Raw genomic sequence first — 24,713 nt, 5'->3', positions numbered from 1 at the left:
CCGGGCGCATGGAAGCATTCACACGGGGCGCACGACGTCTCCCCCCAAGGGGCACCCGCACCCCGTCCCCCCGTACGGCCACCACGATGGTCCGAGGAGAGAGTGACGATGACCGAGGCGACTCGGCACACGCCCGGCACGCCCTGCTGGGTGAGCTTGATGGTGCACGGCCTTGACGCGACACAGACGTTCTACGGCGAGCTGTTCGGCTGGGAGTTCCGCCCGGGACCCCGGCAGCTCGGCCCCTATGTGCGCGCGCTGCTCGACGGCAAGGAGGTCGCGGGGCTCGGACGATTGCCCGCCGACCGGCAACTGTCCATCGCGTGGACGCCGTATCTGGCGACCGATGACGCGGACGTCACCGCCGAGAGGATCCGCTGCAGCGGCGGAACGGTCGCGGTGGGCCCGCTCGACGCGGGCGACGCCGGGCGGATGGCGATCGTGACCGATCCGGCGGGCGCGGTGTTCGGCCTGTGGCAGGCCGCCGCCCACGCGGGCACGGCCGTCCACGGCACCCCCGGCACCCCCGTCTGGCACGAGCTGCGGACGGCCAGGACCCCGGCCGTGAGCAAGTTCTACGAGAGCGTCTTCGGTCTGGAGTCAGATCCCGTCGACCCCGCCGGCCCCGATCGGACGGTCCTGCGTCTGAAGGGGCGTCCGGTGGCCGCGCTGCACGGGGTGGGCCGGGGGCTCCCGAGCCATGCCGGAGCGCACTGGATGACGTACTTCGAGGTCGGGGACGTGGACCGGGAGGCGGGCCGGCTGACCGAGCTGGGCGGGCGGGTGCTGAGACCGCCGGCGGACGGACCGCGCGGCCGGGTCGCGGAGGTCGCGGATCCGGAGGGCGCGGTCTTCACCATCGTCCGCACCCCGCGGTGAGGCCGGGACGGACCCGGCCCCCGGCGGTCGGCGTGCCCTGAGCGACGGCGGCCCGGGCCCGGGAGCGGAGGCGCCGGGGCGGAGAGCACAGGAGCGCGGGAGCGCAGAGCACGGGGGCGGAGCACGAGGGCCAGGCGCGGCCCCGGACCTCGGCGCGACACGGCGTACGCCCGGCCCGCTCGTACGCTCCGCCCCCGCCGGGGACCCGCCCGCCTCAGCGGCGCAGCGCCGCGCCCCGGTCGTCCTCCACGGGAAGGACGTCCGGCGACAGGACCGCCGCCCGGGCGCTGGAGGCGGTCATCCGCCTGCGGTGGTGCCGCCGGCAGAGCACCTCGTAGCCGATCTCGTCGCCCGCGTCGACATCGCCGACGACGACCTGGGCGCCCTCGACCACCATCACCCCGCCGACGGTACGGGCGTTGTGGGTGGCGCGCGCTCCGCACCAGCACAGCGCCTCGACCTGGAGCACCTCGATCCGGTCGGCCAGCTCCACCAGCCGCTGCGAGCCCGGGAAGAGCTTGGAGCGGAAGTCGGTGGTGATGCCGAAGGCGAAGACGTCCAGTTCGAGATCGTCCACGACCCGGGCCAGCTGGTCTATCTGCTCGGGCGCGAGGAACTGCGCCTCGTCGGCGATGACGTAGTCGCAGCGCCCGCCCTGGGAGAGACGGTCGACCAGATACGCGTAGAGGTCGAAGCCCTGTCCCGCCTCCACGGCGTCGGTGACCAGGCCCAGCCGGGAGGAGAGCTTGCCCTCGCCCGCGCGGTCGTCCCGGGTGAAGATGATGCCCTGGAGGCCGCGTGCGGAGCGGTTGTGCTCGATCTGAAGAGCGAGGGTGCTCTTTCCGCAGTCCATGGTTCCGGAGAAGAACACCAGCTCGGGCATGGAAGTCGGGGGCCTTTCGATGACGGGTCTCGGGTCGTACGAACATACTGCGGCGGGCGTGGCGTCCCGTACGGGCGGGCGCGAGGGCCGCCGCGAGGCGGTGTGCTACGTACCGGGTGCGCGGATCCTCACACGTCGAGCGCGCTGCGGAGGTGCCTGGGACGCGCGTCAGGTGCGCACTTCGAGCAGCGGGACGAGCTGCTCGACGGCGGTCATGGAGCCGTGCAGCCCGACCATCGCCGACTCGTGCCGCTCCTGGACGGACGCGGTGATCGCCACATCGTCGCGGGCGGCGGCGATCACATCGCCGATCCGTCCGACGACCCGCTCGTCGACCGAGGGGCCGAACCAGCCCGCGGCGATCGCCTCGGCCCGGCTCGCGACCCAGAACCGGTCCCCCAGCACCTCGCGCCAGACCGTGAGCACATCGGCCTCGGCGCCCGGGACCGCGTACACATGGCGGGCTCTGCCCTCGCCGCCCAGCAGGGCGACTCCGGCCCGCAGCTCCCAGTCCTCGTCGAAGTCGATGCGCGACTCCTCGTCGAAGGGGATGTCGATCATGCCGTGGTCGGCGGTGACATAGAGCGCGGCGCGGGGCGGAAGCTGCTCGGCGAGCCGCTGGACCAGCCGGTCGACGTACATCAGCTGGCCGCGCCAGGCGTCCGAGTCGACGCCGAAGCGATGGCCCATTCCGTCGACCTCGCTGTAGTACGTGTACACCAGCGACCGGTCCCCGGCGGCGAGTTCCGCGGCGGCCAGATCCATCCGGTCCTCGCCGGCGAGGCGGCCGTGGAACGTGCCGCCGCTGAGCGCGACCTTGGTCAGCGGGGTCTGCTCGAACATCGGCGAGGAGACCTGGGCGGTGTGCACCCCCGCCTCGTGGGCGCGGGTGAAGACCGTCGGATACGGCTGCCAGACGCGCGGGTCGGTGTACGGCTTCCAGCGCAGCTGGTTCATCAGCGCGCCGGTGCCGGGGTCGCGGACGGTGTAGCCGGGCAGTCCGTGCAGCCCGGGGGTGAGTCCGGTGCCGACCGAGGCGAGCGAGGTGGCGGTGGTGGCGGGGAAGCCGGCGGTGATCGGCCGGCCGGTGCCGCCGCGCGAGCCGGGGAGGAGCGAGGTGAGGAACGGCGCCTCGTCGGGGTGGCTTCTTATCTGCTCCCAGCCCAGCCCGTCGATCAGGAAGACGCAGGCGCGGTCGGCGGGGGCCAGCTCCGGGATGAGCGGGGCGAACCCCGGCACGCCCTGGCCGGCCACGAGGGTCGGCAGCAGATCGGCGAGCGAGCCCTGCCCGTACTCGGGCACGGGGGCGCTGTCGACGGGGAGCGATTCGGGTTCGTCCGGCCAGAGGGCGGCCGTCGTGGGCGAGACCATCAGCGGGCGGTTCCGGTGGCCGCGGTGGCCTCGGAGATCGCCTGGGCGAAGGCGAGCGTCTGCCGGACGGTGTCCGGGCCGTCGCCGGCCTCGCTGACCCGCAGGCTCAGATCGTCGGCGGTGGAATTGCCCGTGTAGCCGTGGTCGGCCTCGCAGTTGGGGTCGCCGCAGGCGGCGGGCTCCAGATCGAGGCGGGAGACCGCGCCCCAGCCGATGGTGAGGACGACCTCACGGGGCAGGGTGCCGGGGGTGTACGACTCCGGGTTCGCGACGACCCTGCTGACGACGACCGACGAGATCCGGCCGAGCTTGACCGACTCGGTGGACGTGGTGGCGTAGGGCGTGGGGGAGCTGGAGTCGGCGGTCTGCTCGTCGGTGTGACTGACGATGAAACGATTGCCGGTGAGGACGAGGACCGTGACGTGGCGGCGCACTTCATTGGCGTCGAACGTGGTCTCCTGGTGGACCAGGTACGACGCGATCTGCTCTCCGCCGACAGCCGCCTCCACCGCCTCTGCCACGAGAGCCGGGTAGTAGCCGCTGCGCTCGATCGCCGCGCGCAGCCCCTGGGTCGTCGTACCGGTCTTCGCCATGCGGTCCATCCTACGGGGCCTGAGCGGCGTCGAGCGCTCAGTCGGGTCAGTAGCTGGGGAGGCGGCGCGGCCCCAGGTCGGTGAAGGCGGTGGACGGCGCGAGCCGGACGGACGCGCCGAGTACGGAGAGTCCGCGCTGCGCCACGACGACGGGTTCCAGACTGATTCCGACCACCTCGGGGTGATCGTCGACCAGCCGGGAGACCCGCAGCAGCAGCTCTTCGAGGGCCGGGGTGTCGACCGGCGCGGAGCCGCGCCAGCCGAAGAGCAGCGGGGCGGTGCGGATGGCCCGGACGAGTTCGGCGGCGTCGCGGTCGGTGGCCGGGATCAGTCGGTGGGAGGTGTCGCCGAGGAGTTCGGAGGCGGCTCCGGCGAGCCCGAAGGAGAGGACCGCTCCGACGGCGGGGTCGATGACGGCCCGGACGACGGTGTCGACGCCCCGGGCGGCCATGGACTGGACGACGGGCCGCAGCTCGACGGGTTTGCCGAGCAGCTCGGTCAGCTCGCGGTAGGCGTGGCGCAGCTGCGCCTCGTCGGCGAGGTCGAGCCGTACGCCGCCGAGGTCGGCGCGGTGGCGGAGATGGGGGGCGGTGGTCTTGAGCGCGACGGGGTAGCCGAGGCGGGCCGCCGCGGCGGCGGCCGCGTCGGGTTCGGGGGCGGGGAGGGTGGCGCGGACCCGGATCCCGTACCGCGCGAGCAGCTGGTGGGCGTCGGCGGCCGGGAGGGTGCCGCTGCCGCCCTCGGCGAGGAGCCGCTCGATCTGGGCGGCGGCGCCGGTCTCGTCGATGTCGTCGTACGCGGGGACCTTGCCGGGCTCGGCGGCCCCGCGCCGCCACTGGGCGTAGGCGACGGCCCGCGACAGCGCGCGGACGGCCCGCTCGGCGGCGGGATAGGCCGGAATGCAGCCCTTTCCGGCGCTGTCGCCGTCGGGGCCGGGCCCAGGTCCGGGCGCGGGCGCGAGTCCCGGGCGGCCCGGGTCCCGTACGGGCGCCGGCGGCGTCGGATCCGGTACGGGGCCTCGCGGGGCGGGCCGCGAGGGCTCCGGGCGGCCCGGGTCGGACCCGCTCTCCCCCGGGGTCTTTGGGGCGGGCCGGGTCCGGGGCCGGGCGGCGGCGAGGGCGCCGGAGAGGCCGGTCAGCTCGACGTGGACCACCGCCACCGGCTTCGCCGGCGCGGACGCGGCCGCCTCCCGCAGCGCCGCCGCCAGCACTTCCCCGTCGCCCGACTCCGACTCGCCGTTCTCCCCGACCCAGGGGATCGCCGTCACCACCACGGCGTCACAGCCGTCGTCCGCCAGCGCCCGGTCCAGCGCGGCGCGGAAGTGGGCCGGGGTGGCCTCCGTCGTGAGATCGAGCGGCGGCAGCGGACGGAGTCCTTCCGTCAGACAGGCGTCGTAGGTGAGCAGCCCCAGCGACTCGGAGTTCCCGAGGATCGCCACCCGGGGTCCGGCGGGCAGCGGCTGGCCCGCGAGCAGCAGCCCCGCGTCGATCAGCTCGGTGACGGTGTCGACGCGGATCACTCCGGCCTGCCGCAGCAGCTCCCCCACCGCCGCGTCGGGGATACGGGTCGCCTGGACCGCGTGCCCGGGCGGCTCGCTGCCGCTGTGCCGGGCGCCCTTCACCACCACGACCGGCTTCTCGGCCGCCGTGCGCCGGGCGAGCCGGGTGAATTTGCGCGGGTTTCCGATCGACTCCAGATAGAGCAGGACGACATCGGTGTCCGGGTCCTCGTACCAGTACTGGAGGAAGTCGTTCCCGGAGACGTCGGCCCGGTTCCCGGAGGATATGAAGGTGGAGAGCCCCGCTCCCCTGCGGTGCAGCCCCGAGAGCAGCGCGATCCCGATCGCCCCGGACTGGGTGAAGAGCCCGATCCGGCCGGGTGCGGGCGTCTGCGGCGCGAGGGAGGCGTTGAGCCGCACCGGGGCGGCGGTGGAGATGATCCCGAAGGAGTTCGGGCCGATGATCCGCATACCGTACGAGCGGGCCTGGCGGACCAGCTCCCGCTGCCGCCGTCTGCCCTCGACGCCGCTCTCCGCGTATCCGGCGGAGAGCACGACGAGCCCGCGGACGCCGTGCTCGCCGCAGTCCGCGACCGCCTCCGGCACCCGTTCGGCGGGGACCGCGACGATGGCGAGGTCCACGGCCGGCCCGGCGTCCCCCGCGCCTCCGGGGCCTGCCGCGCCTCCGGGACTTCCAGGACCTCCGGGGCCTCCGGGGCCTCCGGGGCCTCCGGGCTCCGGGAGGATCTCGCCGACGGACCGGACCGCGGGCACCCCGTCGACCTCGTCCCGGTCGGCCGGAAAGGCGCTGTTCACGGCGTGGACGCGGCCGGTGTACCCGCCCGCGAGGAGATTGCGCAGCACCGTACGGCCGACTCCGCCGGGGGCCCGGCCGACGCCGATCACCGCCACCGAGCCGGGGGCCAGCAGCCGCTGCACCGACCGCGCTTCCGCGCGCTGCTCACGGGCGCGCTGCACGGCGAGGGACTTCTCGGTCGGTTCGAGATCGAGGGTCAGATGGACGGAGCCGTCCTCGAAGCTGCGCCGCTGGGTGAATCCGGCGTCCCGGAACACCTTGATCATTTTGTTGTTGGCGGGCAGCACCTCGGCCGCGAACCGCCGGATCCCGCGCTCCCGCGCCACCGCCGCGATGTGCTCCAGGAGCGCGGAGGCGACCCCGCGCCCCTGGTGGGCGTCCTGGACGAGGAAGGCGACCTCGGCCTGGTCGGCGGGGGCGCTCGCCGGGCGGCCCGAGGCGTCGATCCGGTCGTAGCGGACGGTCGCGATGAACTCCCCGCCCACCGTGACGGCCAGCCCCACCCGGTCCACGTAGTCGTGATGGGTGAACCGGTGGACGTCCTTCGCGGAGAGATGGGGGTAGGGCGCGAAGAAGCGGTAGTACTTCGACTCGTCCGATACCTGTTCATAGAAGCTGACCAGGCGCTCGGCGTCCTCGGTGGTGATCGGTCTGATGCGCGCGGTGCCCCCGTCGCGCAGCACCACGTCTGCTTCCCAGTGATCGGGATAGGTCTGCTCCGGCCGGCTGCGCATGCCGAAAGCGTACGACCGCGCCGGCGTCCCGTACCATGGGACGCTGGTCTAGACAACCGATTTATTGTGAAGGGCACCACCATGGCTGAGCGCCGCGTCAACGTCGGCTGGGCCGAAGGCCTGCACGCCCGACCCGCCTCCATCTTCGTCCGGGCCGCGACGGCCTCCGGCGTCCCGGTCACCATCGCCAAGGCCGACGGCAGTCCGGTCAACGCCGCCTCGATGCTCGCCGTGCTCGGTCTGGGCGCCCAGGGCGGCGAGGAGATCGTGCTGGCTTCCGAGGCCGAGGGCGCGGACGCCGCGCTGGACCGGCTGGCCAAGCTGGTCGCCGAGGGCCTCGAAGAACTCCCCGAGACGGTCTGAACCCCCGACCCGGACCGTCCCAGGGCGGAGCGAAGCCGTGATGTCCCGTACGCGGGACATCACGGCTTCGCTTTTTCACCCGCCGGCATGAAGAAGCGCGCTGTGCGCGAAAAGAATCCTCCCGGATATAGCGCGGTAAATCGCGCCCCCCCCTGTACCGGCTCTGTGTTAATTCCGGATGCGCTCCGTGTTCACATCGTGTTGCGCATTCCGGCGGGACCGGCCGGGCGCAGCCGGTGGGCCCCGGCGCCGCGCTCGACGTGCAGGGCGGTGAGGGTCCGGGCGCGCTCGGCGTCCCCGCGCGCCACCGCGTCCAGGATCGCGCCGTGCTCGGCCCAGGACTCCAGGGGGCGGTCCTGGCGCTCGACGGCGTACATCCAGGCGATCTTGTGGCGCAGCTGGGTGAGGAGCGCGATCAGCCCGGGGCTGGCGGAGGCCTGGGCGAGGGTCTCGTGGAACCAGCGGCCCAGGGCCCGCAGATCCTCGCCGTGGCCCCGGCGGGCCCGGTCCTGGCCGAGGCGTACCAGGCCGCGCAGGACCTTGAGGTGGGCCTCGGTGCGCCGGCGGGCGGCCCGGGCGGCCCCCAGCGGCTCCAGCAGGGTCCGTACCTCCAGCAGATCGGCGGCCTCCTGCTCGGTGGGCTCGGCGACCTGGGCGCCGATGTGCCGGCGGGTGACGACGAAGCCCTCGGACTCCAGGGTGCGCAGGGCCTCGCGCACCGGGATCCGGGAGACGCCGTAGCGCCGGGCGAGCTGTTCCTCGGCGAGTCTGGCGCCGCGCGGGAAGGCGCCGGAGACGATGTCGTCGCGGATCGCCGTGCGTACCGAGTGCGCGGGAATGCGCATGACCGAACCTCCGCTGTAATCCGCCGGAATCTCGTGCAATGCGGCCGGTGGGCCTTCCGTTTCGGCGACTCTATTGCAGCGGACCGTCATTCCCGACGGCTCCGGGAAATCCGGTGGGATCTTCCGGCGGCGGTGCGCCGGGGCACGCCGAAGGCCCCGGCGGCTTTCCGCTGGGGCCTTCGGAGAGGTACGGGGGTACGGGCGGGGCGCCCGCGGGGTCAGACGGCCACGCCCCGGGCGCGCAGATAGGCGAGGGGGTTGACGTCGGAGCCGTACTCGGCGCCGCTGCGGGCCTCGAAGTGGAGGTGCGGTCCGGTGGAGTTCCCGGTGGAGCCGGAGAGTCCGATCCGATGGCCCGGCGCCAGGCTCTGCCCGACGGCGACGCCGACCGAGGCCAGGTGGGCGTACTGGGTGTAGGTGCCGTCGTTCATCCGGATCACGACGTTGTAGCCGTACGCGTCGCCCCAGCCGGCCTCGACCACGGTGCCGGATCCGACGGAGACCACCGGGGTGCCGTGGGGGGCGTGGAAGTCGATGCCGGAGTGGCTGCCGGAGGACCAGAGGGAGCCGCCGGTCTGATAGCCGGTGGAGACGTGGGAGCCGGCGACGGGGAGCTGGAAGGAGTTGAGGCGCCTGCGCTCGGCCTCGCGCTCGGCGCGGGCCTCGGCCTCGCGGATCTCCAGGGCGCGGGCCTCGGCCCTGCGCTCGGCCTCCTCGGCGGCCTCGACCCGGGCGGCGGCGGCGCGCCGCTGGGTGGCGGCCTGGTCGGCGACCTCGTCGGCGAGGGAGTCCGCCTCGGCGTCGGCGGCGAGGATCAGCAGGGTGCCGGTGTCCTCCATGGACGCCGTGGTGGCCGTCTCGGCGGCGAACGCGGGGGTGGCGAGGGTTCCGCAGACTCCGCTGGTGGCGATGGTGGCGACTCCGGCGATGCTCGCGCTTCTGCGCGTCATACGGCTCGGGGCACGGTGTTTCCCGGTGGGGCGGGTCAACGCCATGGAGAGGCTGGTCCTTTCCTTCCTTCTCGCCTACCGGGTTAGCTGACGGGTTCGGAGCAGGAAGGTCTCCTACGGGCTCCTCCGCGCGGACGCGAAGGCGCTCGATTCACCCCTGGGGACCTTGGTCCCCGGCTCCCCGGGCTCGCGCCCTGCGGGGATTCGGCGATGGCTGCCCTTGCCGCGGGTGCGGCGTACAGCGGGCGAACAGCCGGACCGACGCTATGCGCGCGGACTTTCCATCGGCAAACAAGCGGCGTCTTTTGTTGCACATGCCACAGGACAGAAAGGAAGCTTCCAGGCGATGAACCGTCAAAAGGGGCATACAAGGATCAGATGGCGGAACCCCGGCCCTCAGGAGGGCCGGGGTTCCCTTCGACGCCTCAATCAGCCCGTGACGACGGTCACTTCGCCGATGCCGAGCGCCTTGACGGGCTCGGCGATCCGCGCGGCGTCACCGACGAGCACGGTCACCAGCCGGTCCTCGGGGAAGGCGCTGACGACCGCCGCCGTCGCCTCCACCGTGCCGGTCTCCGCCAGGCGTACGTACAACTGCGCCTGGTAGTCGTCGGGGAGGTGCTGCTCCACCTGGTCGGCGAGGGTGCCCGCGACGGACGCGGCCATCTCGTACTTCAGCGGCGCGACGCCCACCAGATTCTGTACGGCGACATCCCGCTCGGCGTCGGTGAGCCCCTCGGCCGCGAGGGTCCGCAGCACGGTCCAGAGGTCCTCCAGCGCCGGGCCGGTGTTCGGCGTGTCCACCGAGCCGCTGATGCCGAGCAGCGAGGCGCCCGTCCCGTCGGGGGCGGAGCGCAGCACCTGGCCGAAGGCGCGTACGCCGTAGGTGTAGCCCTTCTCCTCGCGCAGCACCTTGTCGAGCCGGGAGGTGAGGGTGCCGCCGAGGCAGTACGCGCCGAGCACCTGGGCGGGCCAGACGCGGTCGTGGCGGTCGGGGCCGACCCGGCCGATCAGCAGCTGGGTCTGCACCGCGCCGGGGCGGTCCACGATGACGACCCGGCCGGTGTCGTCGGCGACGGCCGCCGGGACGGGGCGCGGCGCGGCGGTGTTCCCCGTCCAGTCGCCGAGGGTCTCCGCGAGCACGGCGTCGAGGTCGACCCCGGTCAGATCGCCGACGACGACCGCGGTCGCGGTGGCGGGGCGGACGTACGCGTCGAAGAAGGCGCGCACGGCGGCGGAGTCGATCCGGGCGACGGTCTCCTCGGTGCCCTGCCGGGGGCGGGACATCCGCAGGGAGGCCGGGAAGAGCTGCCGGTACAGCTCCTTGGCGGCCCGGCGGCCCGGGTTGGCGCTCTCGTGCGGGATCTCGTCCAGCCGGTTGCGCACCAGCCGCTCGATCTCGCTGTCGAGGAAGGCGGGCGCGCGCAGGGCCTCGGCGAGCAGCCCGAGCGCCTTGGGCAGCCGGGAGACCGGGACCTCCAGGGAGACCCGGACGCCGGAGTGGTCGGCGTGCGCGTCGAGCGTGGCGCCGCAGCGCTCCAGCTCGGCGGCGAACTCCTCGGCGGAGCGCTTGTCGGTGCCCTCGGAGAGGGCGCGCGCCATGATGGTGGCGACGCCGTCGAGGCCCTCGGGCTCGGCGTCGAGCGGGGCGTCGAGGGAGATCTCGACCGCGACGACCTGCTGTCCGGGGCGGTGACAGCGCAGCACGGTCAGCCCGTTGTCCAGGGTGCCGCGCTCGGGGGCGGGGAACGCCCAGGGCCTGGCCTCGCCCGCCTGGGGCTGCGGGTGGAACTCCATGCTGATCAGCGGCTCGGCGGTGTCGGTCACTGGCGCGCCCCTTCCTCGTCGTCGCGTCGCTCGGTCGTGTCGGGGCCCGCCGGGCCGCCGTCGGTCTGCCCGGCCTCGCCGGCCTCGTCCGCCTCGTCGTCGGCGGCGATCGGCTCGTACACCAGCACCGCCCTGTTGTCGGGGCGCAGCCGGGCGGCGGCGATCGCGCGGACCTCCTCGGCGGTGACGTCGAGGACCCGCTCGACCGCGGTCAGCGCCAACTGCGGGTCACCGAAGAGCACCGCGTAACGGCACAGTTCGTCGGCGCGGCCGGCGACGGTGGAGAGCCGGTCCAGCCACTCGCGCTCCAGCTGGGCCTGGGCGCGCTCCATCTCCTCCGGGGTGGGGCCCTCCGCGGCGAAGCGGGCCAGCTCCTCGTCGACCGCGGACTCGATCCGCGGCACCTCGACGCCGCCGGAGGTCTTCACGTCCAGCCAGCCCAGCGAGGGGGCGCCGGCCAGCCGCAGCAGCCCGAATCCGGCGGCGACGGCGGTGCGGTCGCGCCGTACCAGCCGGTTGTGGAGGCGGGAGGACTCGCCGCCGCCGAGGACGGTGAGCGCCAGGTCCACGGCGTCGCACTCGCGGGTGCCGTCGTGGGGCAGCCGGTAGGCGGCCATCAGGGCCCGCGCCGGAACGTCCTCCTCCACGACCTCGCGCAGCTGCGCGCCGATGTTCTCCGGCAGGGAGCCGTCGCGCGGCGGCTGCTTGCCGTCGTGGGAGGGGATGGAGCCGAAGTACTTCTCGACCCAGGCGAGGGTCCGCTCGGGGTCGATGTCCCCGACGACCGACAGCACCGCGTTGTTCGGCGCGTAGTACGTGCGGAAGAAGGCGCGGGCGTCGTCGAGCGTGGCGGCGTCCAGATCGGCCATGGAGCCGATGGGCGTGTGGTGGTACGGATGGCCCTCCGGGTAGGAGAGGGCGGTCAGCTTCTCGAACGCGGTGCCGTACGGGACGTTGTCGTACCGCTGGCGGCGCTCGTTCTTGACCACGTCGCGCTGGTTCTCCATCGACTCGTCGTCGAGGGCGGCGAGGAGGGAGCCCATCCGGTCGGCCTCCAGCCAGAGCGCCAGCTCCAGCTGGTGGGTGGGCATGGTCTCGAAGTAGTTGGTGCGCTCGAAGCTGGTGGTGCCGTTGAGCGAACCACCGGCGCCCTGCACCAGCTCGAAGTGGCCGTTGCCGTGGACCTGCTTGGAGCCCTGGAACATCAGGTGCTCGAAGAGGTGGGCGAGTCCTGTACGGCCCTTGACCTCGTGACGCGAGCCCACGTCGTACCAGAGGCAGACCGCGGCGACCGGCGTCAGATGGTCCTCGGAGAGCACCACGCGCAGGCCATTGGCCAGCCGGTGCTCCGTCGCTGTCAGGCCGCCCGAACCGGCCTGCGCTGTGGCCGTGTGACCCATGGGCATGTACGTCCCTTCGATCGCGATGCTGTGGGGTGTTGTTTTCCCAGCACCGCCACTGTATGCACGCGGGCTGACACCTGGCGAAGTTCCCCGGTTCCGGCCGCCGACTTTCCCGCTCCGGGCGGGCCCTCCCGGCGCGTGTTCCCGGGTCGCGTCGGGTGTTGTCAGTGGGACGGGCCACAATGGTCCGCGTCAGGTTCCGATCCGGTACGTGAAGGAGCAGCAGCCGCGATGGCCCGCCGCAGCACGAAAACCCCGCCGCCCGAAGATTTCGAGGAGCGGATTCTCGACATCGACGTCGTCGACGAGATGCAGGGCTCCTTCCTTGAGTACGCCTACTCGGTGATCTACTCCCGTGCCCTGCCCGACGCCCGGGACGGCATGAAGCCGGTGCAGCGCCGGATCGTCTATCAGATGAACGAGATGGGTCTGCGCCCCGACCGCGGCTATGTGAAGTGCGCCCGGGTCGTGGGCGAGGTCATGGGCAAGCTGCATCCGCACGGCGACGCGTCGATCTACGACGCGCTGGTGCGGATGGCCCAGCCGTTCTCGATGCGGGTCCCGCTGGTCGACGGCCATGGGAATTTCGGCTCCCTCGGCAATGACGACCCGCCCGCCGCCATGCGGTACACCGAGTGCCGGATGGCGGACGCCACCTCGCTGATGACCGAGTCCATCGACGAGGACACGGTCGATTTCACCCCGAACTACGACGGCCAGGAGAAGGAGCCCGTGGCGCTCCCGGCCGCGTATCCCAATCTCCTGGTCAACGGCTCGTCCGGGATCGCGGTCGGCATGGCGACCAATATGCCGCCGCACAATCTGGGCGAGGTCGTCGCGGCCGCGCGTCATCTGATCAGACACCCGGGCGCGGACCTGGAGACGCTGATGCGTTTCATCCCGGGGCCCGATCTGCCGACCGGCGGCCGGATCGTGGGCCTGTCGGGCATCAAGGACGCGTACGCGTCGGGCCGGGGCACCTTCAAGATCCGCGCCACGGCGACGGTGGAGGACGTCACCGCGCGCCGCAAGGGTCTGATCGTCACCGAACTGCCGTTCTCGGTGGGACCGGAGAAGGTGATCGCGAAGATCAAGGATCTGGTCGGCTCGAAGAAGCTCCAGGGCATCGCCGATGTGAAGGACCTCACCGACCGCGCCCACGGGCTCCGGCTGGTGATCGAGATCAAGAACGGCTTCGTCCCGGAGGCCGTGCTGGAGCAGCTCTACAAGCTGACGCCGATGGAGGAGTCCTTCGGCATCAACAATGTGGCGCTGGTGGACGGCCAGCCGCTCACCCTGGGGCTCAAGGAGCTGCTGGAGGTCTATCTGGACCACCGCTTCACCGTGGTCCGCCGGCGCAGCGAGTTCCGCCGGGGCAAGCGGCGCGACCGGCTGCATCTGGTGGAGGGCCTGCTCGTCGCGCTGGTCGACATCGACGAGGTGATCCGGCTCATCCGCTCCAGCGAGAATTCGGCGCAGGCCAAGGAGCGGCTGATCGAGCGCTTCTCGCTCAGCGACATCCAGACCCAGTACATCCTGGACACCCCGCTGCGGCGGCTGACCAAGTTCGACCGGATCGAGCTGGAGAGCGAGCGCGACCGGCTCGCCGGGGAGATCGAGGCGCTGACCCGGATCCTGGAGTCCGACGCCGAGCTGCGCAAGCTGGTCTCGGGCGAGTTGGCGGCGGTCGCGAAGAAGTTCGCCACCGAGCGGCGCACCGTGCTGCTGGAGTCGGGGGCGGCCCCGGTCGCCGCGGTGGCGCTGGAGGTCGCGGACGACCCGTGCCGGGTGCTGCTCTCCTCGACCGGGCTGCTGGCGCGGACGGCGACCGGCGAGCCGCTGCCGGAGGCCGGTTCCAAGCGGGCCAAGCACGATCTGATCGTCTCGGCGGTGCTGGCGACCGCCCGGGCCGATGTGGGCGCGGTGACCTCGTCGGGACGGCTGCTGCGGCTGGCGGTGATCGATCTGCCGCAGCTGCCCCAGACCGCCGCCGCGCCGAATCTCTCGGGCGGGGCCCCGCTGTCGGAGTTCCTCTCGCTGGAGGCGGACGAGACGGTGATCTGTCTGACCACGCTGGAGGAGACCTCGCCGGGGCTGGCGCTCGGCACCCTCCAGGGCGTGGTCAAGCGGGTGGTGCCCGACTATCCGGCGAACAAGGACGAGTTGGAGGTCATCACCCTCAAGAGCGGTGACCGGATCGTGGGCGGGACCGAGCTGAGCACGGGCGAGGAGGATCTGGTCTTCATCGCCTCCGACGCCCAGCTGCTGCGCTATCCGGCGTCGCAGGTCCGGCCGCAGGGCCGGGCGGCGGGCGGTATGGCCGGAATCAAGCTGGCGGACGGCGCGCGGGTCCTCTCGTTCACGGCGGTGGATCCGGGCGCGGAGGCGGCGGTGTTCACGGCGGCCGGCTCGACCGGCGCGCTGGACGATTCGGTGACGTCGGTGAAGCTCACCCCGTTCGACCAGTATCCGCGCAAGGGACGGGCCACGGGCGGGGTGCGCTGTCAGCGCTTCCTCAAGGGCGAGGACGTGCTGCTGCTGGCCTGGGCCGGTCCGGCCCCGGCCCGCGCGGCGCAGAAGAACGGCACCCCCGCCCAGCTCCCGGAGCCGGACCCGCGCCGGGACGGCTCGGGCACCCCGCCGGTCTCGGACGTCGCGGTGCTGGCGGGCCCGGCGAGCTGACCCGGGGCCCGAGGGGGACGGTCGGTACGAGGCCCTCCCCCGGGCGGCCCTGAGCGGTACGGGGAGTCGACCGGGCGGCCCTGAGCGGTACGGGAAGCGGCCGGCCGGCCCTTGGCGGTACGGCGAGCGATCGGCCCCCGGCGGTACGGCGACCGGTCGGCCCCGGGCGGTGCGGGGAGGGCGAGCCCTTCCCGTACCGCCGCTCCGCGTACCGGGGGGGGCGCGGCGGGCCGGGTCCTCAGACCGGGAAGGGCTCCTCCCAGGTCTCGTCGGGGAGCGCGGGGCCCTCCGCTTCGTCCGCCGGCCGCCGCACATAGCGCAGGACGCCCCACATGCTCCGCTCGTCGGGGACCTCCTCCGCCCCGGACGTCCGGGCCGCGTCGAGCCCGGCGAGCAGGGCGGGGCCGTCGATGCCCGAGCCGATCAGCACCAGCTGGGTCAGGCGTTCGGCGCCCGCCGGCCAGGGCTCGGGGTAGAAGCGCAGAAACCGGCCGACGGCGTGGACCGCGTACCGGTTGCGCGGATCGGCCGGGCCGAAGGAGACGAACCCCTTGACGCGGTAGAGCCCGTCCGGCCGGGCGTCGAGGAACTCCATCAGCCGCCGGGGGTGCAGCGGCCGGGCCTCGGTGAAGGCGACGCTCTCGTACCCGGCGTGCAGATGCGCCGCGTGCCCCGCCGCCGCACCGCCCGCGCCACAGCCGCCGCCGTGCCCAGAACCGTCCCCGCGCTCAGAACCGTCCCCGCGCCCGGAGCCTTCCGCGTGGGCGCAGCCGGCTCCGCCGTCGCACTCCTCGTCCAGCAGATCCTCGAAGGCGAGCTGTCCCACCCGCTCGACGCTGGGCCGCCGGTCGAAGAACAGCTCCGGGTCGACCCGCCCGTACACGGCCTCGACCACCGCCGCGCCGGTGGCGCCGCCGAGGGTCGCGCGCAGCCGGTCGAGGTCCGCCGCCGTCGCCCGGTCGGTCTTGTTGAGGACGACGAGGTCGGCGACGGTCAGATGGCGTTCGATCTCGGGGTGCCGCTCGCGCGTGGCGTCGAACTCGGCCGCGTCGACGACCTCGACCAGCCCTCCGTACACGATCCGCTCGTTCTCGCTGGCGAGCACCATCCGGACGAGTTCCTGCGGTTCGGCGAGACCGCTCGCCTCGATCACGATCACATCGAGCCGGGCGGCCGGGGCGGCGAGCTTCTCCAGGAAGACGTCCAGCTCGCTCGCGTCGACGGCACAGCACAGACAGCCGTTGCCGAGGGAGACCGTGGAGTCGCCGAGCTGTCCGGCGACCGTCATGGCGTCGATCTCGATGGAGCCGAAGTCATTGACGATCGCGCCGATGCGGGTGCCCCGGCCCGCTCTCAGCAGATGGTTGAGCAAGGTGGTCTTGCCCGATCCGAGGAATCCCGCCAGGACGATGACGGGGATCTGGTCGCTCGGGGCGGGGACGGGACTCACCTGGGGCCTCTCTCAGACTGCGGGTACGGGCTGCGGCGGCGGCGGACCGGTGTAGCGGGCCGCCGGGCGAATGATCTTCGGGTCCGCCGACTGCTCCAGGATATTGGCGCTCCAGCCGACCACGCGGGCCGCGCAGAACGTGGGGGTGAACATGGTGCGCGGCAGCCCGCACAGCTCCATGACCACTCCGGCGTAGAACTCCACGTTGGTGTGCAGCTCCCGTCCCGGCTTCAGCTCCGCGAGGATCTCGACGACCTCCTTCTCCACCTGGACGGCCAGCTCGACCAGCGGGCCGCCGAAGCTCTCGGCGACGGAGCGCAGCATGCGGGAGCGCGGGTCCTCGGTGCGGTACACGGGGTGGCCGAAGCCCATGATCCGTTCGCCGGCGAGGACCCGTTCGGTGATCCAGGGGCGGATCCGGTCGGCGGACCCGATGGCGTCGAGGGTGTCGAGGGCTCGGCTGGGCGCGCCGCCGTGCAGGGGCCCGGAGAGCGCTCCGATCGCGCCGGTCAGCGCGGCGACGACATCGGCTCCGGTGGAGGCGATCACCCGTCCGGTGAAGGTGGAGGCGTTGAATCCGTGATCGACGGCGGAGACCAGATACCGCTCGACGGCCCGGGCCCGGCCGGGGTCGGGCTCGGCGCCGGTGAGCATACGGAGGTAGTCGGCGGCGTACGGGAGGTCCTCGCGCGGTTCGACCGGCTCCAGGCCCCGGCCGAGCCGGTACAGCGCGGTGAGCAGGGTCGGGACGGCGGCGCAGGCGGCGAGCGCGTCGGCCCGGCGGGCGTCGGCGTCGAGGTCGTACACCGGGCGCATCCCCGCCGAGGCCCCGAGCAGGGAGAGGGCGGTCCGCAGTCCGGCGAGCGGGCCGGAGGGGGCGCTCGCGCGGGCGATGGCGGGCAGGGCCGCGCGCACCTCGTCCGGCAGCCGGCGCAGGGAGGCGGTGTGCGCCGTGAAGGCGTCCCGCTCCGCCGCGTCCGGCAGCCGCCCGTGGAACATCAGGTGCCAGACGTCCTCGAAGCCTCTGGTGCGGGCCAGTTCGACGGCCGAGTACTGGCGGTAGTGGTAGAAGCCCTCGCCGCCGCGCACATCCCCCAGCGCGGTGTCGGTGACGACGACGCCCGCGAGGCCCCGGGGCACGGCGGCCACGGTGGTGCTGTCCATGAAGTCTCCTCGTTCGATCCTTGATTTGACTCTCCATCCTTGATTGTGAAGCTGTCAATATTGATTGAATCAATATGCATGGAATATCTGTACGGTGGCCCTATGACGGACCACGGCACGGCGGAGACGGAACGACTGAGCACGCGCGAGGCCGCCGAGCGGCTGGGAGTGAAGCCGGCGACGCTGTACGCCTATGTCAGCCGGGGGCAGCTGGCCAGCCGCCGCGACCCGGACGGGCGCGGCAGCACCTTCGACGCCCGGGAGGTCGACGCGCTCGTCCGCAGGGGCCGCCGGGAGCCCGCGTCGGGCGGCGACGCCCAGCGGATCCGCACCGGCATCACGCTGATCGACCGGGACCGGTACTACTACCGCGGGGTGGACGCCGCCGAGCTGGCCCGGCGCCATCACTACGAGGAGATCGCCGACTGGCTCTGGACCGGGACGCTGCGGACCGGGACCCGTTTCACCGCTCCGCCCGAGGCGCTCGCGGCGGCCCGCCGCGCCGTCGGGGCGCTGCCCCGGGGCAGCGGCTCGGCGGACCGGCTCCGGGCGGCGGTGATCGCCGCGGCCGTCACCGACCCGGTCCGCTTCGACCTCGGCCGGGACGCGGTGCTGGGCAGCGCCCGCATGCTGATCCCGACCCTGGTCGACGCGCTGCCGGAGTCCGTCGGCCGCCCCGGAGCGCCCGGGCCCGGCGACGACGGCGAGCGGCTCATGGCCTTCCGGCTCTGGCCCCGGCTGACGGCGGACGACCCGGACGAGGCGTCCGTACGAGCGCTGGACATGGCGCTCGCCCTGCTCATCGATCACGATCTGGCCGCCTCCACGCTGGCGGTGCGGGTGGCGGCGTCGACCAGGGCCCATCCGTACGCCGTGGTCTCGGCCGGGCTCGGCGCGCTCGACGGCCCGCTGCACGGGGCGGCCAGCGGGCTGGCGCACCGGATGCTCGCCGAGGTGCTGGAGCGCGGCGGCGCGGGGCCGGTCGTCGCGGACCATCTGCGCGCCGGACGCCGGGTGCCGGGGCTCGGCCACGGTCTCTACCCGGGCCGCGACCCGCGCGCCGAGGCCCTGTTCGAGGCGCTGGAACGGATGCCGACGGCCCGGGCGGCGCTGGAGGCGGCCCGCGATGTGGAGGCGACGGCCGCGCGCCAGACGGAGCTGAACGCGAATGTCGATCTGGCGCTCGCGGTGTTGTCGGTGGGGTCGGGGATGAAGCCCGAGGCGGGCGAGACGGTCTTCGCCGTCGCCCGCACGGCGGGCTGGATCGCCCACGCCCTGGAGGAGTACGAGGAACGCTCCCTCCGCCTCCGCCCCAGCGGCCACTACACGGGCCCCCGGCCCCCGAGGCCCCTCCCGCCTCCGGCTGTCTGAACCAGCGGCTGCTCAGGGGGCGGGGCCCTGGGCCGGGAAGGGGCCCAGGGCGCGGGGCCGCGCGGCGCCCGGGCGCGTGGCGTGGCCCTCATAGCCAGGTCACCGGCCCGGGGGCGGTATCGGGGGGCCGGGCCTGGCCCGTACCGGGGCCCGCACCCGGGCGGACGGCCCGAGGCGCGAGATCCGCCCGGATGGGGACGGAGCCCGGGCACGGGCCCGCCGGATCCACGGCACGGAAGCCCCGGTCTCCCGGGTCCCGCCGCCGGGGCCCCGACACGCGGTGGCCGCCCGGCCGCACGCCGGGGGCGGCCGCGCCGGCGGATCCGGTGGCCGGGCGGCGGCCCGGGGCGCGACCCGGGGTCGGGGGCCCGGAATCGGGGCCGGGGGCGTGTGAGGGCGCGTACGCCCCGGCGTACAGGCCCTCGCGAGCCCCCGCGGGGGCCACCCCACCCGGACCGGAGGTCACCCCCCTCGAACGGGTGAATTTCGGAAAGCCCCCCGAGCCGTTTACCGTTCTTAGGCATGAGACCCGAACCCACCGCCCCGCCCAGACGCCTGCGGCTCGGCTGGCCACAGCGGGTCTTCTCCCAGGTCCTGCTGATGCAGCTGGCCATCGCCACCGGCGTCACCGTGCTGGCGACCGGCTTCTTCCTCGCGCCGCTCAGCGCCCAGCTCGACGACCAGGCCATGCGGCGGGCGCTCGCCATCGCCCAGACGGCCGCGTCCCCGAAGATCGCCGACGGGCTCATCAACACCCGTCCGACCTCCACGGGCCCCGTCCAGGCCGAGGCCGAGCGCATCCGCCGGGCCACCGACGCCGAGTACGTCGTGGTCATGGACCTGGGCGGGGTGCGCTGGTCGCACACCTCGCGCAGCGAGATCGGCCGGGTGGTCTCCACCGACCCCAGCGCCGCGCTCGCGGGCCGCGAGGTCATGGAGATCGACAGCGGCACCCTCGGCCGCTCCGCCCGCGGCAAGGTCCCGCTGCGCGACGACAACGACCGGATCATCGGCGCGGTCTCCGTCGGCATCGAGTACGACAGCGTCCGCGACCGGCTGTTCTCCGCCATCCCCGGGATGCTGCTCTACGCGGGCGGAGCCCTGGCGGCCGGTGCGATCGCCGCCTATCTGATCTCCCGCCGGCTCCAGCGGCAGACCCATGACCTGGCCTTCTCCGATATCTCCGCGCTCCTCGCCGAGCGGGAGGCGATGCTGCACGGCATACGTGAGGGTGTGGTCGCGCTCGACTCCAGAGGCCGGATCCGGCTGATGAACGACGAGGCTCAGCGGCTGCTCGGCCTGGAGTCCGACGGCCGGGGACTGCCGCTGGACCGGGTGCTGGGCGAGGGCCGCACCACCGACGTCCTGGCGGGCCGGGTCACCGGCGAGGATCTGGTGACCGTACGCGGCCACCGGGTGCTGATCGCCAATCGGATGCCGACCCACGACGGCGGCGCGGTGGCCACCCTGCGCGACCGCACCGAACTGGAACAGCTCGGCCGCGAGCTGGACTCCACCCACGGCCTGATCGACGCCCTGCGCGCCCAGGACCATGAGCACGCCAATCGCCTGCACACCCTGCTCGGCCTGCTGGAGCTGGAGATGCACGAGGAGGCCGTCGAGTTCGTCACCGAGGTGGTCGGGGTGCACCGGGCCACCGCCGAGCAGGTCACCGAGAAGGTCCACGATCCGCTGCTGGCCTCGCTGCTGGTGGGCAAGACGACGGTGGCCGCCGAACGCGGCGTCTCGCTGCGCCTCGCGCCCGAGACCCTGCTGCCGGACCGGCTGGTCGACCCGCGCGGCCTGGTCACGGTCGTCGGCAATCTCGTGGACAACGCCATGGACGCGGCGGCCGGCTCGCTCGCGCCGAGGATCGAGGTCGAGATGTACTCCCAGGGCCGCACGGCGGTGCTGCGGGTCGCGGACAGCGGCCCCGGAGTCCCTCCTGAGCACCGTGAGCTGATCTTCACCGAGGGCTGGACCACGAAGGAGCTGCCCGCCCACGGCAAGCGCGGCCTCGGGCTGGCGCTGGTGCGCAGACTGGCCGAGCGCCAGGGCGGCAGCGCCCGGGTGCGCGAGGCGGAGAGCGGCGGCGCGGAATTCGTCGTCGTACTCCCCGAAGCGCTGAGCGATCTGACCGAACCGGAATCCGACCCCGAGCCCGCCGGCGCCGCGGAGGCACGATGAACGACGGACGCGTCCGAGGACCGCTGCCGGGCCGCGCGCCGGGCTCCGCCGCCGGGGCCGCCGCCGGGGCCGCCGGCCCCGAGACGATCGACGTCCTGGTGGTGGACGACGACGTCCGGGTCGCGGGGATCAACGCGGCGTACGTCGCCAAGGTGCCCGGCTTCCGGGTCTCCGCCACGGCCCACTCGGCCGCCGAGGCGCTCGCGCGCATCGCCGACACCCCCGCCGACCTGATCCTCATGGACCACTATCTGCCGGACGGGAACGGCCTCGCCGTCGTCCGGGAGCTGCGCGGGCTCGGCCACCACACCGACGTGATCATGGTGACGGCCGCCCGCGACGTGGCCACCGTCCAGGCCGCCATGCGCCACGGCGCGCTCCAGTACCTGGTGAAGCCGTTCAACTTCGCCGGTCTGCGCACCAAGCTGGAGGCGTACGCGGGACTCCGCCGCACCCTGGGCCGGGGCGGCGAGGCGGAGCAGCCCGAGGTGGACCGGATCTTCGGAGCCCTGTCGGCCGGATCGGTCGCCCCTGACCTGCCGAAGGGGCACTCGCCGACCACCGCCGAGGTGGTGCGCCAGGTGCTGCTGGCGGCGGAGGGCGCGCTCTCCACCCAGGAGATCGCCGACCGCTCGGGGGTGAGCCGGCAGACCGCCCAGCGCTATCTGAAGCTCCTGGAGCGCACGGGCAGGGTGCGGCTCAGTCTCAAGTACGGCGAGACGGGCCGGCCGGAGCACCGCTACCTCTGGTCGGCGAGCAGCTGATCCACCGCTCCCCGGCCCCGGGAGCACCGCCGCGGGGCCGGGTGCGGAGCGGAGGGCTCCGTACCCCTGCCCCGTACCCCTTCGGCCCTTCGGTCCTTGCGGGCGGGCTCAGGCGTCGATGCGCGAGCGGTCCAGCGTCGCCGCCGAGCTGGTGATGAACTCCTTGCGGGGCGCGACCTCGTTGCCCATCAGCAGGTCGAAGACGCCCTCGGCGGACTCCAGGTCGCCGATGTTGATCCGGCGCAGGGTGCGGAAGCGCGGGTCCATCGTCGTCTCGGCCAGCTGGTCGGCGTCCATCTCGCCGAGGCCCTTGTACCGCTGGATGGAGTCCTTGTAGCGGATGTTCTTGCGCTGGTACTCCAGCAGGGTCTGGCGCAGCTCGTTGTCGGAGTAGGTGTAGACGTACTTGTCCTGGCCCTTCTTGGGCTGGACCAGCTCGATCCGGTGCAGCGGCGGCACGGCCGCGAAGACCCGGCCGGCCTCCACCATCGGACGCATGTACCGCTGGAAGAGCGTGAGCAGCAGACAGCGGATGTGGGCGCCGTCGACATCGGCGTCGACCAGCAGGACGATCTTGCCGTACCGGGCGGCGTCGAGGTCGAAGGTCCGGCCCGATCCGGCTCCTATGACCTGGATGATCGCGCCGCACTCGGCGTTCTTCAGCATGTCCGACACGGACGACTTCTGAACGTTGAGGATCTTTCCGCGGATCGGCAGCAACGCCTGGAACTCGCTGTTCCGCGCGAGCTTGGCGGTGCCGAGCGCGGAGTCCCCCTCGACGATGAACAGCTCGCTGCGCTCCACGTCGTCGCTGCGGCAGTCGGCGAGCTTGGCGGGGAGCGAGGAGGACTCCAGGGCCGTCTTACGGCGCTGCGCCTCCTTGTGCTGACGTGCGGCGATCCGGGTGCGGGCGGCCGCGACGGCCTTCTCCAGCACGGCGCGGGCCTGGGCCTTGGCGTCGCGCTTGGTGGAGGTCAGGAAGGCCTTCAGCTCCTTGGCGACGACATTGGCGACGATCCGGTTGGCCGCCGAGGTGCCCAGCACCTCCTTGGTCTGACCCTCGAACTGCGGCTCGGCGAGCCGGACGGTGACGACCGCGGTGAGGCCCTCCAGGGCGTCGTCCTTGACGATGTCGTCCTCGGCCACCCGCAGCAGCTTGGCGGAGCGGAGCACCTCGTTCACCGTCTTGGTGATCGAGCGTTCGAAACCGGTGACGTGGGTGCCGCCCTTGGGGGTGGCGATGATGTTGACGAACGACTTGATCCGGCTGTCGTACCCGGTGCCCCAGCGCAGGGCGATGTCGACGCCCAGCTCCCGGGTGACCTCGGTCGGGGTCATGTGGCCCCGGTCGTCGAGGACGGGGACGGTCTCCTTGAAGGTGCCCTGTCCGGTCAGCCGCAGTACGTCGCAGACGGCCCGGTCCTGGGCCAGGTACTCGCAGAACTCGCTGATGCCCCCGTCGAAGCGGAAGATCTCCTGGCTCTTGCCCTCGCCCTCCAGGTCGCGCTCGTCGTTGACGACGATGGTCAGACCGGGGACGAGGAAGGCGGTCTGGCGGGCGCGCTGGTAGAGCGTCTCCAGGGAGAGCTTGGCCTCCTTGAGGAAGATCTGCCGGTCCGCCCAGTACCGCACCCGGGTGCCGGTGCGGGTCCTGGGCACCCGCTTGCCCTTGAGCAGCCCGTTCGCCGGGTCGAAGGGCGAGTCGGGGCCCTGCTCGGTGAAGATTCCGGGGACGCCCCGGCGGAAGCTGATCGAGTGGGTGGCGCTGTTGCGGTCGACCTCGACGTCGAGCCGGGCGGAGAGGGCGTTCACCACGGACGCGCCGACGCCGTGCAGACCGCCGGAGGCCGCGTAGGAGCCGCCGCCGAATTTGCCTCCGGCGTGCAGCTTGGTCAGGACGACCTCGACGCCGGAGAGGCCGGTCTTGGGCTCCACGTCGACCGGGATGCCCCGGCCGTTGTCGCGGACCTCGACGGAGCCGTCTTCGTGGAGGATGACCTCGATGTGGTCGCAGTAGCCGCCCAGGGCCTCGTCGACGGAATTGTCGATGATCTCCCAGAGGCAGTGCATCAGGCCGCGGCTGTCGGTCGAGCCGATGTACATGCCGGGGCGCTTGCGGACCGCTTCGAGACCTTCAAGGACGAGCAGGTGCCGCGCGGTGTAGTTGGAGCCGTCACGCTCTGCGGTCAGCAGCGCTGTGGACGGCACGGACGTTTCGGCGGTCACGCGGTTCGCTCCTCGCTGAATTTCAGATGTGGCCTCGTGGGGTAAGGCCCGGCTTCGGTCGCCGGGTCAGAGGGTACCGAGGCCTGGTAGAGCCGATGTAACGCCACCCTCATGATTCCTTATGCTAGTCCAGCGTCGCATGCCTGTTCGATCCCTCGATGGAGTGACGCGAACATCACGTTCCCTTCGAGGCATGAACCATTTAGGCTCCGGGCACGTCCTCAACAACAACCGGCAACCCGGCCGGGAGGGCCAAATGAGACAAGCAACGCGAAATCCGTAAAGCACAGCAATACGGCTCCTTCGCCGCCACCCGGCAGCAGACAGCCGCCCCGAGAAGAAGTTTTCAGGGAAAAGCCCCGAGCGGGAACGTTTTGGGCCTGGTTGGATGTTGACCCTGGTACGACAGCTCGTCGAGCTAGAGAAGAGGCGACGTGACTACTGTTCTGACCCCCGCGAGCCCCCTGACGGCCGCTGACCGCTGCGACCGGTGCGGCGCCCAGGCGTACCTGCGCGTCGTCCTGACCAGCGGCGGTGAACTGCTCTTCTGCGCCCACCACGGGCGTAAGTTCGAGCCGGAACTCAAGAAGATCGCCGCGGAAATACAGGATGAGACCGACCGGCTCACGGCCGTTCCGGCCGGTGCCGGTCAAGAGGAAAACTGAACGCCTCGCATCCACGACGAGCTAAGACCGGTCCCGGACCG

The 24,713-nt window shown here is 72.8% G+C and carries 18 protein-coding genes and 1 riboswitch; of the genes, 7 read left to right on the top strand and 11 right to left on the bottom strand.

The genetic code is table 11. The features are described from left to right. Positions 1–108: 108 nt before the first annotated feature. Positions 109–879 (top strand): VOC family protein, encoded by a 771-nt coding sequence (locus ACF089_RS16365; protein ID WP_392026610.1) that lies wholly within the window; start codon positions 109–111, stop codon positions 877–879. Between the two features lie 214 nt (positions 880–1,093). Here the strand turns inward: ACF089_RS16365 and ACF089_RS16360 are convergent, their stop codons facing one another. The 4 genes from ACF089_RS16360 to ACF089_RS16345 all read right to left on the bottom strand — a co-directional run bounded on the left by ACF089_RS16360 (position 1,094) and on the right by ACF089_RS16345 (position 6,775). Further along, on the bottom strand, positions 1,094–1,762 hold the full coding sequence (locus ACF089_RS16360) for a thymidine kinase (protein ID WP_392026608.1): 669 nt from the start codon (positions 1,760–1,762) through the stop codon (positions 1,094–1,096). 168 nt (positions 1,763–1,930) lie between these two features. Further along, positions 1,931–3,133 carry an alkaline phosphatase family protein gene (locus ACF089_RS16355; RefSeq protein WP_392026606.1) on the bottom strand — a complete coding sequence of 401 codons (1,203 nt, stop codon included), beginning with the start codon at positions 3,131–3,133 and terminating at the stop codon, positions 1,931–1,933. Further along, complete coding sequence (locus ACF089_RS16350) at positions 3,133–3,726, bottom strand: DUF5998 family protein (RefSeq protein ID WP_392026604.1); 594 nt, start codon at positions 3,724–3,726, stop codon at positions 3,133–3,135. The genes ACF089_RS16355 and ACF089_RS16350 overlap by 1 nt, the downstream gene beginning before the upstream one ends. A 46-nt stretch (positions 3,727–3,772) precedes the next feature. Then, the gene (locus ACF089_RS16345; protein ID WP_392026602.1) at positions 3,773–6,775 is read right to left on the bottom strand and encodes a GNAT family N-acetyltransferase; all 3,003 of its coding nucleotides are present in this window, start codon (positions 6,773–6,775) and stop codon (positions 3,773–3,775) included. Positions 6,776–6,856: 81 nt separating this feature from the next. Here ACF089_RS16345 and ACF089_RS16340 point away from each other — a divergent pair, with 81 nt between their 5' ends. Beyond that, positions 6,857–7,138: an HPr family phosphocarrier protein gene (locus ACF089_RS16340; RefSeq protein ID WP_392026600.1), complete on the top strand. Its 282-nt coding sequence runs from the start codon at positions 6,857–6,859 to the stop codon at positions 7,136–7,138. Positions 7,139–7,329: 191 nt separating this feature from the next. Here the strand turns inward: ACF089_RS16340 and ACF089_RS16335 are convergent, their stop codons facing one another. From ACF089_RS16335 to ACF089_RS16320, 4 genes are all read right to left on the bottom strand, one after another. Then, on the bottom strand, positions 7,330–7,983 hold the full coding sequence (locus ACF089_RS16335; protein WP_392026598.1) for a GntR family transcriptional regulator: 654 nt from the start codon (positions 7,981–7,983) through the stop codon (positions 7,330–7,332). A 218-nt stretch (positions 7,984–8,201) separates the two neighbouring features. Further along, positions 8,202–8,978, bottom strand: a complete 777-nt coding sequence (locus tag ACF089_RS16330; RefSeq protein ID WP_392026596.1) for a M23 family metallopeptidase — start codon at positions 8,976–8,978, stop codon at positions 8,202–8,204. 13 nt (positions 8,979–8,991) lie between these two features. Continuing rightward, a riboswitch (cyclic di-AMP (ydaO/yuaA leader) is annotated at positions 8,992–9,153 on the bottom strand. 209 nt (positions 9,154–9,362) lie between these two features. Then, positions 9,363–10,730, bottom strand: a complete 1,368-nt coding sequence (locus ACF089_RS16325) for a M16 family metallopeptidase (protein ID WP_392027190.1) — start codon at positions 10,728–10,730, stop codon at positions 9,363–9,365. A 26-nt stretch (positions 10,731–10,756) separates the two neighbouring features. Beyond that, positions 10,757–12,166 (bottom strand): M16 family metallopeptidase, encoded by a 1,410-nt coding sequence (locus tag ACF089_RS16320; protein ID WP_392026595.1) that lies wholly within the window; start codon positions 12,164–12,166, stop codon positions 10,757–10,759. Positions 12,167–12,394: 228 nt separating this feature from the next. Between ACF089_RS16320 and ACF089_RS16315 the strand changes: the two genes are divergently transcribed. Continuing rightward, positions 12,395–14,845, top strand: a complete 2,451-nt coding sequence (locus tag ACF089_RS16315) for a DNA topoisomerase (ATP-hydrolyzing) subunit A (protein ID WP_392026593.1) — start codon at positions 12,395–12,397, stop codon at positions 14,843–14,845. Positions 14,846–15,083: 238 nt separating this feature from the next. Here the strand turns inward: ACF089_RS16315 and ACF089_RS16310 are convergent, their stop codons facing one another. Together ACF089_RS16310 and ACF089_RS16305 are read right to left on the bottom strand one after the other, a co-directional pair. Further along, positions 15,084–16,295 carry a CobW family GTP-binding protein gene (locus tag ACF089_RS16310; protein WP_392026591.1) on the bottom strand — a complete coding sequence of 404 codons (1,212 nt, stop codon included), beginning with the start codon at positions 16,293–16,295 and terminating at the stop codon, positions 15,084–15,086. 12 nt (positions 16,296–16,307) lie between these two features. Next, positions 16,308–17,459, bottom strand: a complete 1,152-nt coding sequence (locus ACF089_RS16305; protein WP_392026589.1) for a citrate synthase — start codon at positions 17,457–17,459, stop codon at positions 16,308–16,310. Positions 17,460–17,561: 102 nt separating this feature from the next. Between ACF089_RS16305 and ACF089_RS16300 the strand changes: the two genes are divergently transcribed. The 3 genes from ACF089_RS16300 (at position 17,562) to ACF089_RS16290 (ending at position 21,781) form a co-directional block, all read left to right on the top strand. Next, positions 17,562–18,830, top strand: a complete 1,269-nt coding sequence (locus tag ACF089_RS16300) for a citrate/2-methylcitrate synthase (RefSeq protein WP_392026587.1) — start codon at positions 17,562–17,564, stop codon at positions 18,828–18,830. Positions 18,831–19,352: 522 nt separating this feature from the next. Further along, entirely contained in the window at positions 19,353–21,017 is a 1,665-nt protein-coding gene (locus ACF089_RS16295) for an ATP-binding protein (protein ID WP_392026585.1), read from the top strand. Beyond that, the gene (locus ACF089_RS16290; RefSeq protein WP_392026583.1) at positions 21,014–21,781 is read left to right on the top strand and encodes a response regulator; all 768 of its coding nucleotides are present in this window, start codon (positions 21,014–21,016) and stop codon (positions 21,779–21,781) included. Before ACF089_RS16295 ends, ACF089_RS16290 begins: the two co-directional genes overlap by 4 nt. Positions 21,782–21,889: 108 nt before the next feature. On the opposite strand, the gene ACF089_RS16285 is transcribed toward ACF089_RS16290, so the two are convergent. Continuing rightward, positions 21,890–24,007: a type IIA DNA topoisomerase subunit B gene (locus ACF089_RS16285; protein WP_392026582.1), complete on the bottom strand. Its 2,118-nt coding sequence runs from the start codon at positions 24,005–24,007 to the stop codon at positions 21,890–21,892. Between the two features lie 434 nt (positions 24,008–24,441). Here ACF089_RS16285 and ACF089_RS16280 point away from each other — a divergent pair, with 434 nt between their 5' ends. Next, positions 24,442–24,672 (top strand): hypothetical protein, encoded by a 231-nt coding sequence (locus ACF089_RS16280; protein ID WP_392026580.1) that lies wholly within the window; start codon positions 24,442–24,444, stop codon positions 24,670–24,672. The last annotated feature ends 41 nt before the right edge of the window (positions 24,673–24,713 follow it).

It is taken from the genome of Streptomyces sp. NPDC014894 (genome assembly GCF_043080985.1).
In the GTDB taxonomy this organism is placed as follows: Bacteria; Actinomycetota; Actinomycetes; order Streptomycetales; family Streptomycetaceae; genus Streptomyces.
This window is presented reverse-complemented; position numbering and strand designations above follow the sequence as displayed.